Consider the following 13,579-nt stretch of genomic DNA (forward strand, 5'->3'; position numbering starts at 1 on the left):
ATTTTAATTTTTTCGTTTTATAATACGCTTAGAAAGATAGGTTAAGTCCAAACACCAATTGTCTGTATAATGGAAATTCATCTGATGCTCCTGTCTCAGGATCCATATCTTTCAACAAATGACTTTTTGTAAAAATTATTGGGTTATACATAGTTGAATACACTCTAAGTCTTGATAATCCAAGTCTGTTGCCCATGCTTGTTGGCAAAGTATAACCTAAAGTGATGTTTTTAATTTTCACAAATGATCCATCTACAACGTTTAAGCCCATTACAGGATTAGTGTTGTTTGTCGTGCGATTAAGATATGGTCTTGGGTAGTCATTTGTAGGATTATCAGGAGTCCAATAATCATATACTGCAGGCATATTAATGGACTTGTATTTGAAATAGCCCAATAAATCGGCATCAATATGATGTCCCCATCGTGCTATTGTGAATACATTCAAATCAAATCCTTTGTATAAGAATGTATTTTGCCATCCAGCAGTCCATTTTGGACTTCCTTGACCCAAAATAGTTCTATCGCCAGCAGCTATAGAATAAGGATTTGCTGACGTATATTCTACTGGTGTCTCCGCCGTATTGTCAACCCATACACCTTCTCTTAGACGTGTCAGTTTAGATTGTGTCTTTACATCACCAGGTAATAATCCAAATACTGCAGCATCTGATGCTTCATCAGATTGCCAAATACCTAACTTTTTGTGTCCATATAATATTTTACTTGGTTCATCCATGAATAATCCAACTGATATAAGGTCGTCTACAGATGTGCCACTTCCTAAATCTATTGAACGAACACGTTCTTTATTATAAGCATAGGTAAGTGTTGAATTCCATTTAAATGCATCCGTATGAATATTCTTTGTCGTCAATGTCACCTCCACACCTCTATTATTCATTTTAGCTAAATTAGCTGTGATTTGATAAGGAATTTTAGGCGTAAATCCTCCACTAGAAAATGGTAAATTTCTAGAGTATAACACATCTCTAGTATCTGTATCATATAATTCAACAACTGCCTGCACTCGGTCGTTAAATAAACCTAAGTCCAATCCTATGTTAAAGTTGTATGATTTTTCCCAGCCCAACATGGGATTACCTACTGCCCTAGTCAACACACTAACAGGTAATACACCTCCGCCAAGATTAATCGCATCTAATCCTGAACTGGTTACTTCAGTCATTGTTGAATATGGACTTATTCCTGAATTACCAGTCACACCGTAAGAAACACGCAACTTCATATTATTGACTGTATTTGTAATATTTTGCATAAAAGCCTCTTCACTTATCCTCCAAGCTCCAGCAGCAGCCAAAAATGTATCCCAACGACGAGCTAATTGTGAAACACCATCCGTACGCTGTGTCAAGGTTAACAAATAGCGACCTTTATAGCCATAATTCAAACGTGAAGCTACAGACATCCGCTTTGACATATTGTAACTTGAACTCACATTCGGTACTGTACCTCCTTGCAAACTATACCACAAATATTCATCGTACAAAAATCCTTCATTATAAGCCATTGAATTTTCGGACTGATTGCTCGCCCACGATGAAACAACTGTCGCTGAAATATTATGATCTTCTGCTATTGTTGTATTATAGTTTGCGATGTTTTCCCACACATAGCCATAATTCAAATTTGATGTGACACTTGCGTTACGAACTTGAGCTGAACTTCCCGCTAACATCATATATGTGCGATCACTATTAAATGCTCCAGTTCGCTGATTACTTAGCGTAGCGCCCAAAATGGATCTGAATGTAAATCCTTTTGCGATGTCGATATCAATGTGCGGATTGATAGTTAAAGCTAAGTTCTTAGAGTTATTTCTTAAGGTATTTGGAATATCGTCTGCCAATAGACTTGGTGCAGTCATTCCATCAATAGGATATACATTTATATTCCCCTCACTATCATACACTTGACCAACAGGAGCGATATCAAATGTTTTATTGATCCTACTCGGTCTCGATTCATTATCTCGCCATGTAACACCTGAAACTATCCCTCCTTTAAACCAATCCGTTATCTTCGTATTTGCTCCCGTCCTAGCGGTGTAAAGATTAGATTTATCATTTCGGTAAATCCCCTGTGTGGAGTTGTAACCTAGAGAGAAAAATCCTTGAGTTTTCTCCGTTCCACCATTTATGGATAATGAATAATTTTGTTGAACACCATTTTGAAGAGTTTCATCAATCCAATTTATCCATTGATTATTATCTAAATATTTTCCTATCTGTTCTGGATTTAAACTCCAAGCCGTCAATAGCTCATCTCTATCATTTGGTTGGCGTCCATTTGTAGAGACAAAACTATCTTCTAAATATTTTAACCAACCATCTCCAGATAGAGCAGATGGATATCGACCATTGGAATTAATGCCTGCGTAAGCATCCAAATTCACTGATACACGACCTTCTTTAGCCTTTTTTGTAGTGATGATAATCACCCCATTTGCACCTGAAGAACCGTAAATAGCTGTTGATGATGCATCTTTAAGCACTTCAATACTTTCTATATCATTTGGGTTCAGGTTCGTAATACTTCCAGGTATACCATCAATTATATATAAAGGACTATTTCCTGCCGTTAAAGATCTATTACCGCGTAATAAGATTTCTGAGCCAGATGTTGCTCTGCCCGAGGATCGTGCAATGTCGAGACCTGCTACTCTTCCTTGAATTGCCTCTATAGGGTTTGCCACTGGAGCCATAGCGATGTCTTCAGCTTTCACAGAAGAGACAGCACCTGTCAAATCTTTCCGTTTAACACTTCCATAGCCTATTACTACAACTTGTTCCAACTCCTCATTTTGAGAACTTAGCACAACATTTAAGACTTGACCAGAAGAAACTTTAAACGTCTGCTTGATATATCCTACAGAACTAAAAGTAACATCAGCAGCGCCATTAAGATCAATCGAATATTCTCCATTTAAATTAGAGCGCACACTCTTTCCTAAAGCGCTAATGGTTACATTTGAAAGAGGATTACCTTCCGTTCTAGTAACTTTTCCTGAGACCGTGAAGGTCTGCTTTTTCAATTCAACCATTTCATTCGCCTGCGAAAATGAAATGTTAAACTGCGCCGCACCGATAGTCAAAAAAGCTAAAGGCCAAGTTTTTTTTAATTTGTTTAACATAGATATAGTTTATACTTCTACAATGGTTATCGAAAATATACTGGGTTTTGTATATTCAATTTGGTATTATCTATTTCAAATATATGCACGCATTAGGGTAGTTATATTTCCCGTATTTAGCATATTATTATAGTATTTTATCATAAGACATTAATGTATCTCACTTCCTAATTATAGTTAAGTATATAGAAGTCTCAGTATTTAGTGTTTTGCATTGCTTTATGCCTGATTTTAATTATGCATAAAGCAATTTAGCGCGCCAAGTTACTTGTATTTTTATACCCTAAAGTTGCATACCATAATATGACCATGTAGCACACAAATGGAACAATGTACCCTAATTGCATATCATTAGTGACATCAACAATCTCACCCATTAAAAAAGGAAAAATAGCTCCTCCCACAATTGACATGATAAGCCAAGATGATCCAGATTTGGTCTCTTCACCTAGCTCCATTATTCCTAAAGAAAATATTGTAGGAAACATTATAGACATGAATAAACCCAATCCACCAAGAGAATATAATACAATCATTCCTGAGCCAGATACAGCGATTAAGGAAAGTAAAATAGCAGCAGCAGCGCATATCGTTAACATATGTCTAGCTGTAATATATTTTAAGAAAAAAGTCCCGATAAAACGTCCTATCATAAATAAAAATCCATAAATACCTAAGGCATACCCTGCAACTTTCTCATCAACTCCAGCGCCCTGTTGTGCAACCATTATGAAAAAGCTGGTGACACAAACCTGCGCTCCAACATAGAAAAATTGAGCTAAAACAGCGTATGCTAAATTTCTGTTTTTTAATACACTAAAAATACTTTGACGTTTTATCTTCTTTTCATCATCATGTTGCTCACTTTTAATTTCAGGTAGTTTTATAAAAATAAAAAGTACAGCAACTACAAGTAATATCGACCCTAGTATTAGATATGGTTGTTTGACAGATGAAGCTTCAGACATTAAATAAGCTAAACGATCTGATTCCGCCATCAGATTCATCTCGTGCTCACTGTAATTTTTACCAGATAGAATAAAAATTGTCCCGAGTATAGGTGCAAGCATTGCTGCTAAACCATTAAATGACGCCGCTAAATTTATTCTAGTTGTCGCTGATTCGGGTGGGCCTAAAAGTGTGGTGTAGGGATTAGCAGCGGTTTCTAATATAGCTAATCCACAACCAATGATGAATAATGCGATTAAAAACAATTCATACACACGCATATTCGCAGCAGGTATGAATAAAAATGCGCCAATAGAAAACGCAAAAAGTCCAATAATTATGGAAAGTTTATATCCTATCTTTTGCAATAAATAACCTGCTGGTAAAGCCATAATGAAATATGCCAGAAAAATAGAAGTATCAATTAATGCCGATTGGCTATTATTTAATTGGCATGCTTTCTTAAGATGAGGAATCAAGACACCATTTAAATTATGAGCCATTCCCCAGAGAAAAAATAGACTTATGATAAGTATAAAAGGTAATAAGTATTTTTTGGATGAAGTGTACTTATCTTCGCCAGCTTTTTGTATAGATGTTTGCATTAGTTCTAGGATTTTTTGAATTAGGAAGAGCTTTAATACAAAATTTTTATTCCATTCCTTGAAGGCTTTTTCGCTTTGCCAACAAAATATGATCAGCGACGAGTACCACTTCATTATGTTGATTAATAACCTTTACGTGTTCGATTACCGTTCCATATTCTGGGTTTTTAGCTGAAGATTTTTCCGAAATTATAATTTCTACGTGAATTGTATCTCCTATAAAGACTGATTTTACGAAGCGTAATCTATCGTATCCTTTAGAAAATGCTTCAGGGTTTATGACAGAAGCAGTAAGTCCTATTCCAATAGAAAACACCATAGTGCCATGGGCTATTCTTTGTCCGAAGGACTGACTTTTACACCATTCTGCATCCATATGGTGTGGAAAAAAATCTCCAGTATGCCCCGCATGAACCACGAAATCTGTTTCTGTAATGGTTCTGCCTAGTGTAACTCTTTTATCTTGTAAAATATAATCTTCAAAAAATATCGATTGAAAATGCATGATTAAAAATTTGTCTTATAAGTTTTAAAAAATATAGTTGATTTTTTCTCCTCCTCGTTCACTGCTTGTATATGCTGTTTCCACTACAGACATAGTATGTATCACATCTTCCACCGCGGCAGGTAAAACTTGAATTTCACCCAATTTATAGCGCATAAGGCTGCTCATACTACCAATAAACGCATCAGGAAACCAACTACCCTCTAGCGTCCTTTCTACCCATTCCGAATTTCCTTTATCGTTTTTGATGTAATACTCAAATTTGTCTGAAACACCTTCAGGATAATTCATTAATAATCCCATCTTAAGTTTAATAGCTCCTTTAGTTCCTTCCCATTTGATAAAACTTTCCTGATGTTTATCTGTAAAATCATGGTCATGATTGGTATTCACTACTGCTCTAATCGCATCGCCGTAATCAAATATCATAGTAGACCTACTAGAGGATAAATCTTTTTGAGGGTGTTTGAAAGTTTTAGCATAAATGCTTGTCGGGTTTCCAAGAAAAGATCTTATTAAATCGATGTAATGTACACTATGGTAAAGAATTTCTAGCCGAGGATGAATCATTACATGTGGAAAAAGTTCCCAAGGTGTATGTACCGTAACACGTACTTCCATATCATATATATCGCCAATATGTCCATTATCTACTAGCCATCTAGCTGCATTAACGAATGGTGCTTGACGTAATTGGCAATTAATGGCTGCTACAAGATTTTTCCGTTTACATACATCAAGTATTTCTTTAGAATCTGTAAGATAATCCCCCATTGGCTTTTGGATCAGTACAGCTGCTTTATCGGGTAAAACCTCCAAAGTTTTCACAAACTGCGTAGGCAATATCGTAATGTCGTAAACTGTATTTATTGGTGAATTCTGGACAGCCTCTTCAATAGTATCGTAGACGTTAGCAATTCCAAATTCCGCAGCCAACGCTTCAGCTTTTGCGCGAGTTCTATTTACTATTCCAATAACTTCAAATCCAGCCTTCTTGTAGGCAGGCAAATGTGCATCTTTGACAATTCCCCCCGCTCCAATAATTACAATTGGCAACTTTGTTTTAGGTAGTATGGCCTTATATTCTATTGGTAACATCATAAACTATTTATTTTATGTTGAGCACGAGACAATAGAGAATAACTATCATCTTCTTTAGATAATGAATCACTAACTACTTGATCAATAATATGAGCAATATCAGGCCAATTTGACAGCCTAGGAAGTGTTTTTGCCTTCTTATGAAGATCGCTCAACTTCGTATAAAAAGGTATCTGACGATTAATTTCTTTGTCGTACCAGGTCGAATATCTACACCCTACACCTCCTGATAATGTTACCAGCTTATCTTGCTCTTTCCCCACGGAAAACTTTAAAAAATCATAGGCAATTTCTTTATGCCTACTACCTTCCGCGATAGCGGTTAACCAATATACATTTAATGATATAGGATTAGTACCAGTTAATGATGGTATGGAATCGATATCTACATTGCCACGCACAACAGAATTGTCGTCAATCTGTGCCCAGGATGCAAACCCAAACCAATTTACCATCATAGCAACTTCCCCATTGGCAAAGGCCTCCCCGGCTTTTACAGAATCATACACTTTAGATTTGGGGTGCAGGCAATCAGCATTCTTAAATAATTCTCTGTAAAAATCTAACGCTTGCACAGCATATGAGTTATTTAAAGATAATTCACCTTTATCATTAATTAAGTCTCCACCTCTCGACCAAATTTGAATACAAAAATCAAACACGGCATTATGACCGTCAGGGTATCCTGCTAGTATTGTCCCAAAGAGATTTTGCTCTGGTCTATTGAAAAATGAGGCAACTTGAAGAAAATCATCCCAAGTCTTTGGAATTTCTAGCGGACGACCAAACTTTTTTTCAAAGTCTTCGTTTTCTGTTGGGTTTTCAAATAAATCCTTTCTGTACACCAAACACTCTGGCCCATCATGAAATGGAAGTGCTACTATGTCTCCTCCAAAATTTTGAAATTGCGTCAAGCTTTCACTCCAAGCATTTTCGTAATCCTCAACCGGATTTTCTCTCAAGATATTAGTAAGTGAATGTAAACCCCTTTGTTCGTAAGCTTGAGTGATCCAGTCAGTATTTATATGTGCCAAATCCCATGATCCTGACTGAAGACCTTTTTTCAAAAATAATTCTTCATAAAGTTCTTCCAAATCCAGTGGAACAAACTCAATATCAATCGAACTCTTATTTAGATCGTTATAAGATTCTAAAAAAGACTGTAACACCTTTACAAAGGGATCAAATTTTCTTACGGCAAATCTTAACTTAACCATACAATTCATTTAATATGTGTTCATTATGTTCACCCAATTTTGGGGAACCCCGCTCAGAAAACAAAAGTTCACCATCAATCCGAATAGGGCATCGTGTTGTCGTATAGCCATATCCATCACCCATCAAGACTTGTTGCATCATATCTATTGCCTTAAATCCATCATGCTGAAATAATTTATCCCAGGAAAGTACATCCGCACACCATATATCCGCTGCCTCCAAAATCTCTAGCCAGTGCATCGTGCTTTCTGTTTCTAAATGTGTGGTAAGAATTTGTTTTATTTCGTCACGTTTATCAAAGGCATCAGACATTTCTGTAAATTTCTCTAATGCAGTACAGTTTAAAAGTTGGGCCAACACAGGGATAGAACCCATAGCTAAAGTGAGATACCCATCTTTGGTTTTATAAATTCCATATGGTGCACCCAAATAAGCATTTGCATTACTTATTTCTGTACGACTTGGTAGCTGCCCCCCATCATTATAATAAGTGGTGATTACTTCAAACTGAATGTCGACAGCTGTATCTAACATCGAAATATGAATAGACGCTCCCATATTATGAATCGCTTTACGATAAATGCATGCTAGAATTGTAGAACATAAATTTGCTCCAGCAAACATATCTACAATTGATAGTCCCATTGGAATAGGTCCATCGTTAGCATTACCACTTAGCCAAGTTAAACCCGATGTTGCTTGTAGCAATAAATCTTGCCCTGGCTTTGTCGACCAAGGGTTATCTAAACCATAACCCGAAATTTCAGCATAGATTACAGTAGGATTAATCTTCCTGACGCTAGTTTGATCAAAACCCAAACGCTCCATTACGCCCGGGCGAAAATTGTGAATTACGACATCAGCACGCTTTATCAAATCATAAATTACTGCTTTGTCACTTTCAATTTTTATGTCCAGTGCAACACTCTCTTTATTTCTATTAATCGCATGAAAAACTGTAGATGTACCATTCAGAATAGTATCTGAAGTATACAAATGTCTGCAGATATCACCCGTTTCTGGTCTTTCAATCTTGATTACTCTTGCGCCCAAATCAGCTAAACGCAAGCTAGCTAGTGGACCAGCCAAAAATTGGCTAAAATCTATCACTAAATACTCTTCTAAGGGCAGCATAATCAATTTTTTAAGTAATCTGATGAAATGACAGCATTATGTTCTCCAATTTTTGGAGCTGGTTTATCATTAAAGATATACGATCCGTCAATTTGGAAAACACTACGTGTAGTCTTCAATTCTTGACCAGATTGTAATTTTACATATTGAGACATCTTTGATTTTTTAAATCCATCACTATTTAAAAAATCTATATAATTTCTTATTACAGCACACCACACACCATTTTTTTCGAGCAATGATTCCAAATCAACCGAATTCCATTCACTCACAACCTTTCCAATTTTTTGTAGAATACTGTCTCTTTCTTTAAACCATGTAGAAGAATCTTCATAACTATTGTCATTCATTGACAATAGCTCGAACAATTTATTTACATCTCCCATTGCTATGGCAATATAATTATCTAATGTTTTATATACTCCATACGGCGCACTTAAGTAGGCATGGCCGCCACCACGAATCGCACTTCTATGTGGCAATTTATACCCATCATTGGCATACGATGTAAGTACTTCAAATTGCATATCCAATGCAGATTCCAAAAGGCTAACTTCCACCAAAACACTTTTATTTGTTTTTGCGCGTTTTATTAAGGCAGCTAAAATACCTTGTGTCAAATGCGTAGCGCAGTACATATCGATTACAGATAAGCCAAATGGTATTGGCCCATCATCTTTACTTCCAGAAAGCCACGTTAAACCAGAAATCGATTGAACAAGTAAATCCTGTCCAGGCTTACTTGCCCAAGGCCCTTTATTTCCGTAACCTGTTACTACAGCATATATTATTTTATCATTTAATATTCTGACATTGTCATAATCTAAACCCAATTTTTCCATTATTCCAGGTCTAAAATTGTGTGTAATAACATCTGCTTTTGCAATAAGCTTTTGGACTAATTCCAAATCCTCTGGATTTTTTAAATCAGCAGCAAAAGATTCTTTATTTCTATTAATAGTGTGAAACACAAGGCTACTACCATCGACAAACAGATTTTTGATTGCAATTTGTCTACCTGCATCACCGCCATGCGGACGTTCGATTTTGATAACTCTTGCCCCTAAGTCTGCTAGACGTAATCCGGCTGTCGGTCCCGCCATAAATTGAGAAAACTCTAATACAAGCAATCCTTCTAATGGTTTAATCATTGGTCTATAGGGAATCTTTATACAGTTTGTTAATTCCTCTTAATACTTCTATTTCGTCTATGCCATTTTTAAGATAATTCACTAATACATCTCCACCTTGATCTTGAAAATGTAAATGACCCGGATAACGTGGACGCAAATAAGAGCGTTCTAAACAAGGTAATGTATTAAGGAAGTAATTGTCGCAATTGGCATTAACGCTTTCACTTTTCCAAGCCGACAAATGCCCAGGTTGACCACCGTTCTCAACATATAAAGTAGACTGAATAATGGGTGATGCCACAAACTCTGCATACTGCATAGCGATTTCAATATTTTTTGATCTTGCTGATATGGCTAGTCCTGCTCCACCAAGAGTACTAATCATTCGATCACCATTTAAGGATACTAAATCATGAAACTCGAGTGATTTTCTGCCGTATCCCACACGAGAGTAATTGGAATACCCATATGCGAATGGACAGTAAGCGATATCATCCGAATTAATCATATCCTCGTAAACCATAAATGGATTTTTAGAATAGAAACGCTCATCAACACAATCCGCCAATGATTTGAATAATCTCAAAGCTTCAGTGCCAACATTATCACTCACTACATATTCTTGTGATTTACATGGCTCTTCATTGAGCGAACAACAGAACATGTAAAAACTCATCAAAACATCGACTGGAATCAAGGAGAATGCTACTTTACCTCGCCTAGCCAATTCATACAATTGATCAAAAGTTTCAGGTACCCCTACGCCCAATTCTTTTAAAAGATCTGGTCGAGATGCAGCGACTGGTGCGGCTGCATCTATTGGTAATGCCCACTGTTTATTTTGAAAATTATAACTTTCATAAGATTTCCCTACACTATTCGATTTCTGATCCCGCAAAAATTCAACAGACAAATAATCATCAAAAGGTACAAGTAGATTTTCTCTTGCTGCTTGGCCTGACCAAGGATGATCGATTACTAATAAATCATATTCCTCAGCAAGTTCCGCGATTGATTTATCAGCGAATTCTTGAAGTGTGCGCTTTTTCCAAATAATTTCTACATTTGGATGTAATTCCTCAAAACGTTGAGCAGTTGCGACCATAGGTACATAGCCTCTACTATGTCCCCAAGTAATTCCCTTCAATTGCATTTTATTACTCATGGTATATCATAACCGGTTAAAACTCTTATTAACATAAATACGATTACACTATGTTTGAGATATAGCATTGGATATTCGTCCCTAACAAAAGACTCACATCATTAGTTAAAGAGATAAAAAACACTGATTTTACATAGATCGATTTATACTTGGTATGTATGCAGTAAATTACATTAACATATTCAAATATAAATATTACATTTGAATATAAATGATTTTATGTAATTTTTTTATAGTTATTTGGAAATAAGAACCTCATCGACATATTAAAACTTAAAACTTAAGTGATTAATAAAATATTATATCTTAGCATCTTATATCTTTATCGTAATACATGTTATATGGGAACAGATAATATACAGAACTATAAAATATACCATTTAGATGAACGAGTTAATGAAATAAATATTTATGGATAATAATAAATATAAAGCACCAGCCTTAGAAAAAGGACTCGATATTATTGAATTTTTAGCTACACAACCTGTTGCACAGTCACAAAGTGAAATTGCTTTAGGACTTAACAAAAGTCCCAATGAAATTTATAGAATGTTATCTGCGCTGGAAGCTAGAGGCTATGTTCATCGTGATGCAATTTCATCAAAATACGCCCTTACACTCAAACTCTATTATTTGTCACATCATCAATCGATTATTGAAAAATTACGATCTGCTGCTCTTCAACCGATGAAACAAACTTCTCTGAAGCTGATGGAACCTTGTCATTTGGGCGTACTTTTCAATGATAAAGTATTAGTCATTGCTTACAGTAAAAGTCCTTTTCCAATTTCGGTCATGATTGAAGAAGGTAATCTTTATGAGATTTGCAACACTGCTTCTGGGAAAATTCTATTAAGTTCAATAGATGATGAAAACAGACAATTAATACTACGAAAGGAACCAAATTACATCACACTATCTGTACAGGAAAAACAACAATATATCAAAAATCTTGAAACAATAAATAAACAAGGATACCTCGAAATGGCAAGTACTTATGCCCATGGTGTGGTAGATTTTTCTGTTCCGATTGGTAATTCCGCATCAGGAATTGTAGCATGTCTGACCGTATCAAAACTACTTACTATTAATAAAAACAATCAGTTATCAAATGAAAAGATAATTGAAGCACTTCTATACTGTAAAAAGGACATAGAAAGTAATTTAGGATTATTTTAATCCTCAAACCACTTTACTATGCCTTCTCGAACTTAATTATGAAAGATTACTATTATTGTTTCTCGAACTCCAAAGAAGCTAATATAAAAGAACCTATAGCTTTTCCCTCATTTTGAGCTAAACCAACGTCTTTTCCCGCAAGGTAATAATTAATTGTCCCTGTGCGTGAAGGATCTTTCGCAGGTCCCAATCCAGCAGAGGCACAACTCTGGATTATATCTATTTTATCATTTTTTTCTTCTATAAAATTATCTAATAATCCTTGATAAGCTTTGTTTGCCACAGGCAAAAACTCTTGTTTATCAAGCAATCCCAAACGAATAGCCTTAAAATAAGCGTATGTAAAAATTGAGGAAGCTGAAGACTCTAAATAGTTTGCTGCAGTTCCAACATTATATTTTTTACCAGCTATTTGATCGCCTATTCCATCAGCCGTCATCGTCGAATCATATTGCAATAATTGATACCATAATCCAGATTTTTCATCCTGCCAACGTTTCAATCCGCTCGCAACTTGATTCGTAATAGTTAACATATATTGATAATCAATGTGATCTGTTGGCATAAACTCCAACACATCGACCAATGCAGCAAAGTACCAACCCATTCCCCTAGCCCAGAATTCTTTACTACAGCCTAAGTAAGGTTCTTGTGCTTTTGCCCAAAATGAATTGGAATCCGTCGGAAGTGCAGACCAAGCGTGATAATTTAATTGAAACTCTTTATTATAAGTTTTCTCATGCAGAATTTTGAACTGCAAAGCAATATCATCCCAACTTGATTGGAATTCAGCCTCATTATCTTTTCCAAAAGTATCTTCCCATTGCGCATAAACTGGTGATCCCATGTATAAACCATCTAACCACATCTGATTGGGATAAATGGCTTTATGGTAAAATCCACCAGCCCCAGGCAGATCATTTTCTATTCTTCTTTGCTGAAATTTTAGCGTATTTCTCACTAAACTCAAGGCGTTTCTGTAACGATCAGCATCTTTGTTATTCCCCTTACGTAGTTCTTCTTTATACAAAGTAAAAAATACTCTTCCTGCAGGAAGATCATCTATATTACTTGGTCTAAGAGCTGATTTACCACTTTTGCTTACGATTAAAGTTCCATCTTCATTAAGACAATTATCAGCAAACTGTTTTACGGAAGTGTAATACTCCGTTTTTTCCGGATATTGTTCCCAAGTTTTCAATACAGATAAGGCAACTAATCCCGATACATAATCCCAACCTGTAGTATCTAATTTTCCTTGGTAATGTTTATTGCAGTAGAAATCTCCTAATCCATGAGATTCCACCATTTTTTGAGACCAAATAACATTATCTTTTGTCTTTTCAGATGCACATGAAAATATTAAAGATAATAAGAGAAGAAGACATAAATATTTTTTCATTAGTAGATAGTTTATAATTTTATATTAAAAATATG

At 35.6% G+C, this 13,579-nt stretch carries 10 protein-coding genes; 1 reads left to right on the forward strand and 9 read right to left on the reverse strand.

All coding sequences use genetic code 11. The features are described 5' to 3' along the window. Nucleotides 1–28: 28 nt before the first annotated feature. From FLS47_RS16410 to FLS47_RS16445, 8 genes are all read right to left on the reverse strand, one after another. Nucleotides 29–3,154 (reverse strand): SusC/RagA family TonB-linked outer membrane protein, encoded by a 3,126-nt coding sequence (locus FLS47_RS16410; RefSeq protein WP_149915408.1) that lies wholly within the window; start codon nt 3,152–3,154, stop codon nt 29–31. Between the two features lie 251 nt (nt 3,155–3,405). Beyond that, nucleotides 3,406–4,707 carry an L-fucose:H+ symporter permease gene (gene fucP, locus FLS47_RS16415; RefSeq protein ID WP_149915409.1) on the reverse strand — a complete coding sequence of 434 codons (1,302 nt, stop codon included), beginning with the start codon at nt 4,705–4,707 and terminating at the stop codon, nt 3,406–3,408. Nucleotides 4,708–4,753: 46 nt separating this feature from the next. Beyond that, on the reverse strand, nt 4,754–5,212 hold the full coding sequence (locus FLS47_RS16420; RefSeq protein ID WP_149915410.1) for a MaoC/PaaZ C-terminal domain-containing protein: 459 nt from the start codon (nt 5,210–5,212) through the stop codon (nt 4,754–4,756). A 24-nt stretch (nt 5,213–5,236) separates the two neighbouring features. Further along, nucleotides 5,237–6,313, reverse strand: coding sequence for a Gfo/Idh/MocA family protein (locus FLS47_RS16425; protein WP_149915411.1), 1,077 nt, complete (start codon nt 6,311–6,313; stop codon nt 5,237–5,239). Further along, entirely contained in the window at nt 6,310–7,530 is a 1,221-nt protein-coding gene (locus FLS47_RS16430) for an extracellular solute-binding protein (RefSeq protein WP_188347468.1), read from the reverse strand. Before FLS47_RS16430 ends, FLS47_RS16425 begins: the two co-directional genes overlap by 4 nt. Next, the gene (locus FLS47_RS16435) at nt 7,523–8,665 is read right to left on the reverse strand and encodes a CaiB/BaiF CoA transferase family protein (protein ID WP_149915413.1); all 1,143 of its coding nucleotides are present in this window, start codon (nt 8,663–8,665) and stop codon (nt 7,523–7,525) included. Before FLS47_RS16435 ends, FLS47_RS16430 begins: the two co-directional genes overlap by 8 nt. Before the next feature lie 2 nt (nt 8,666–8,667). After that, on the reverse strand, nt 8,668–9,816 hold the full coding sequence (locus FLS47_RS16440; RefSeq protein WP_223225387.1) for a CaiB/BaiF CoA transferase family protein: 1,149 nt from the start codon (nt 9,814–9,816) through the stop codon (nt 8,668–8,670). A 4-nt stretch (nt 9,817–9,820) separates the two neighbouring features. Continuing rightward, nucleotides 9,821–10,963 carry an ABC transporter substrate-binding protein gene (locus FLS47_RS16445; protein WP_149915414.1) on the reverse strand — a complete coding sequence of 381 codons (1,143 nt, stop codon included), beginning with the start codon at nt 10,961–10,963 and terminating at the stop codon, nt 9,821–9,823. Between the two features lie 411 nt (nt 10,964–11,374). Between FLS47_RS16445 and FLS47_RS16450 the strand changes: the two genes are divergently transcribed. Continuing rightward, the gene (locus FLS47_RS16450; RefSeq protein ID WP_149915415.1) at nt 11,375–12,142 is read left to right on the forward strand and encodes an IclR family transcriptional regulator; all 768 of its coding nucleotides are present in this window, start codon (nt 11,375–11,377) and stop codon (nt 12,140–12,142) included. Nucleotides 12,143–12,194: 52 nt separating this feature from the next. On the opposite strand, the gene FLS47_RS16455 is transcribed toward FLS47_RS16450, so the two are convergent. Next, the gene (locus FLS47_RS16455) at nt 12,195–13,544 is read right to left on the reverse strand and encodes a glycoside hydrolase family 88/105 protein (RefSeq protein ID WP_149915416.1); all 1,350 of its coding nucleotides are present in this window, start codon (nt 13,542–13,544) and stop codon (nt 12,195–12,197) included. Nucleotides 13,545–13,579 lie beyond the last annotated feature (35 nt).

It is taken from the genome of Sphingobacterium cavernae (assembly GCF_008520265.1).
GTDB lineage: Bacteria > Bacteroidota > Bacteroidia > Sphingobacteriales > Sphingobacteriaceae > Sphingobacterium > Sphingobacterium cavernae.

Excerpts from the sequence above, each read along its gene's own strand:
- FLS47_RS16410 (WP_149915408.1), bottom strand. The coding sequence starts at position 3,154 with ATGTTAAACAAATTAAAAAAAACTTGGCCTTTAGCTTTTTTGACTATC.
- fucP (WP_149915409.1), bottom strand. The coding sequence starts at position 4,707 with ATGCAAACATCTATACAAAAAGCTGGCGAAGATAAGTACACTTCATCC.
- FLS47_RS16420 (WP_149915410.1), bottom strand. The coding sequence starts at position 5,212 with ATGCATTTTCAATCGATATTTTTTGAAGATTATATTTTACAAGATAAA.
- FLS47_RS16425 (WP_149915411.1), bottom strand. The coding sequence starts at position 6,313 with ATGATGTTACCAATAGAATATAAGGCCATACTACCTAAAACAAAGTTG.
- FLS47_RS16430 (WP_188347468.1), bottom strand. The coding sequence starts at position 7,530 with ATGGTTAAGTTAAGATTTGCCGTAAGAAAATTTGATCCCTTTGTAAAG.
- FLS47_RS16435 (WP_149915413.1), bottom strand. The coding sequence starts at position 8,665 with ATGCTGCCCTTAGAAGAGTATTTAGTGATAGATTTTAGCCAATTTTTG.
- FLS47_RS16440 (WP_223225387.1), bottom strand. The coding sequence starts at position 9,816 with ATGATTAAACCATTAGAAGGATTGCTTGTATTAGAGTTTTCTCAATTT.
- FLS47_RS16445 (WP_149915414.1), bottom strand. The coding sequence starts at position 10,963 with ATGAGTAATAAAATGCAATTGAAGGGAATTACTTGGGGACATAGTAGA.
- FLS47_RS16450 (WP_149915415.1), top strand. The coding sequence starts at position 11,375 with ATGGATAATAATAAATATAAAGCACCAGCCTTAGAAAAAGGACTCGAT.
- FLS47_RS16455 (WP_149915416.1), bottom strand. The coding sequence starts at position 13,544 with ATGAAAAAATATTTATGTCTTCTTCTCTTATTATCTTTAATATTTTCA.